Origin of the sequence: Streptomyces zagrosensis, assembly GCF_014203645.1 — a bacterium.
GTDB classification, from domain to species: Bacteria; Actinomycetota; Actinomycetes; order Streptomycetales; family Streptomycetaceae; genus Streptomyces; species Streptomyces zagrosensis.
Genome location: NZ_JACHJL010000056.1, coordinates 1 through 2,568, shown reverse-complemented (window position 1 = coordinate 2,568; position 2,568 = coordinate 1). Strand labels below are relative to the sequence as shown.

2 protein-coding genes are annotated in these 2,568 nt (G+C 65.2%); one reads left to right on the top strand and one right to left on the bottom strand.

What is annotated here, in order from left to right:
• Positions 1-674: 674 nt before the first annotated feature.
• Positions 675-1,061, bottom strand: a complete 387-nt coding sequence (locus FHS42_RS39470; protein ID WP_446696894.1) for a hypothetical protein — start codon at positions 1,059-1,061, stop codon at positions 675-677.
• On the opposite strand from FHS42_RS39470, the gene ltrA reads away from it, so the two are divergent.
• Positions 1,054-2,463, top strand: a complete 1,410-nt coding sequence (ltrA, locus tag FHS42_RS35965) for a group II intron reverse transcriptase/maturase (RefSeq protein ID WP_446696893.1) — start codon at positions 1,054-1,056, stop codon at positions 2,461-2,463. The two genes, FHS42_RS39470 and ltrA, sit on opposite strands and share 8 nt — an antisense overlap.
• Positions 2,464-2,568 lie beyond the last annotated feature (105 nt).

Below are 2,568 nucleotides of genomic sequence, written 5' to 3'. Positions count from 1 at the left end.
ATGTGCCAACTAAAGGTCTCGGTGTGCGACATGAAGTCGCTCCAGGTAAGTGAGGACAGCCACGTGAAGGAGGTATCGATGGGCTGAACTTCGGGCCAGTGTCCAGGGCCCGTCCCCGCGCTCCCATGCCTCGCTGGCAACGGCGGGGTGTGAAGCGGAGCGTTCAAGCCCTAGGGCGTCCCGGCCATTGGGGGGCAACAGGTGAGGGGAAGGCTGGACGGGCGAACGCAAGTGAACCCTTGATGATGCCCCGTGATCTTAAGACCGCGTCGGTGGCGTGTTGGCGGCGGTCACAGGACCCGGTGCTGAAAGGCACCAAGCGACCTTCGGGTAACTGAGCCCGCAGGGAGGACACCGCTGGTCCCGGGGTAGAGGGGGCGCCCACCCCAGCCGCGTCTTACTGGTGCGGAACGTGGAAACCCCGACGGGGTCCAAGCCTCGGCTTGGTAGGCCGACCGTAAGGAAGGCTGAAGTCCCCAGCGGGAGAAGGAAGATCCAAGAAGCGAAGGCCGGCAGACCGAAAGGCCAGAGGAAACCGAGAGACGGGACCTTCACCCGTCCCCCGCATAACTCGCCGGATACGGGCCCTGGCGGCCCGGCCCGAAAGGGCGCCCACGTGGATCAGGTGAGCCTTTGAAGTCACCACTGCAAGGAAGCCGGAACCAAGGGACAAGTTAGACACCGGAGGCGAACATGGAGATCACGGCACCTGCCGTGACGCCCTCGCCTGCGGTGAACGGACCCCAGGACGACTTACTCGACTGACACGGCATCGACTGGGCCACCTGCGAGGAGAACGTACGGCGGCTGAGGCAGAGGATCTTCAAGGCGACGCAGGACGGGGGCCCGAAGAAGGTTCGCAACTTCCAGAAGCTCATGCTGCGGAGCCGCAGCAACACGCTGGTCAGCGTGAAGCGGGTGACGCAGCAGAGCAGTGGTCGCATGACCGCTGGCATCGACGGGGAATGATCCCTCACGCCGAAGGCGAGAGGCACCTTGGCGGCCGAGATCCATCGGTCGTCGAAGCCCTGGAAGGCCAGGCCGGTCAAGCGAGTGTTCATCCCGAAGAGCAACGGGAAACAGCGACCGCTGGGCATCCCGGTCATCCGTGACCGGGTCCTCCAGGCCCGCGTGAAGAACGCGCTGGAGCCCGAGTGGGAAGCGCGGCTTGAGCCGAGGTCTTATGGCTTCCGGCCGGGCCGCAGCTGTCAGGACGCGATAGCCGCGATCTTCTGGACGGTGAAGGGCAAGAACCCGAAACGTCTGTGGGTCCTGGACGCGGACCTGTCGGCGGCGTTCGACCGCATCGACCACGACCACCTCATGACCATGCTCGGTCAGTTCCCCGCCAGGGACCTGATCCGCGGCTGGCTGAAGGCTGGCGTGATCGACCGCGGCCGGTTCGCACCGACCGAGGAGGGCACTCCTCAAGGCGGTGTGATCAGCCCGCTGTTGCTGAATGTTGTTCTGCACGGACTGGAACAGGCCGCCGGGTGCCAATACACGGTGCGGGCCGGGCGTGAGCCCGGCGCCATGCCGGGCACTCCGGTGCTGGTGAGGTATGCCGATGACTTCGTCGTGCTCTGCCACGACGAGGAACAGGTGCACCAGGTCAGGGCTCGGCTGGAGGACTGGCTGGAGCTGAGGGGTCTTCGCTTCAACGAGGAGAAGACCCAGGTCGTCCACCTCGATCAGGGGTTCGACTTCCTCGGCTTCACCGTCCGCCGAACGGGCGGCAAGCTGATCATCAAGCCGAGCACAGCGGCTTGCACGAGGCTCCGGGCGCGACTACGAACCGAGGTGAAGGCCCTGCACGGGTCCAATGCCGAGGCCGTGTTGCGCAGGCTGATCCCGATCGTTCGCGGTTGGGCGGCCTACTACCGGGCGGTGGCATCCACGACGACGTTCTCGTCGCTGGATCACTACATGTGGCGGCTGACCTTCAAATGGGCCAGGCGCCGTCACCGCAACAAGTCGAGTCACTGGGTCGCGGCCCGGTACTTCGGCAGATTCCACCCGTCTCGGCGAGATCGGTGGGTGTTCGGCGACCGCGACAGCGGCGCCTTCCTCATCAAATTCGCCTGGACCGGCATCGTCCGCCACCAGCTGGTCAAGGGCGGAGCGTCCCCGGACGACCCCGAGCTGACCGAGTACTGGCGAGACCGCTGCCGCAGGAAAGCGCTGCCGCCGATGGACAAGACGAGTCTTCTCCTCGCGGTCCGGCAGCAGGGGCTCTGTCCTCTCTGCAAGCAGGCTCTGATCGTCGGAGCCGAGTACGAACCGGACAGCCCACGCGAGTGGATCAACTGGTTCGCGGCCTCGAAGAAGATGCTCCACAAGCATCACTTCACCTACCGACGAGACGGCGGTACGGACGAGCGGAACAACCTTCGCCTCGTGCACTCCGAATGCCACCGCCAGCACCACGCTGGCGACAGCAAAAGGACCACACAATCCTGCTGACCTGCGAAGCCCTCGTGGCTTGCTTGAGCCGGATGCGGGGAAAGCTCGCACGTCCGGTTCTGAGGGGGCCGGGGACCAGCAATGGTCTCCGGCTACCCGACCACA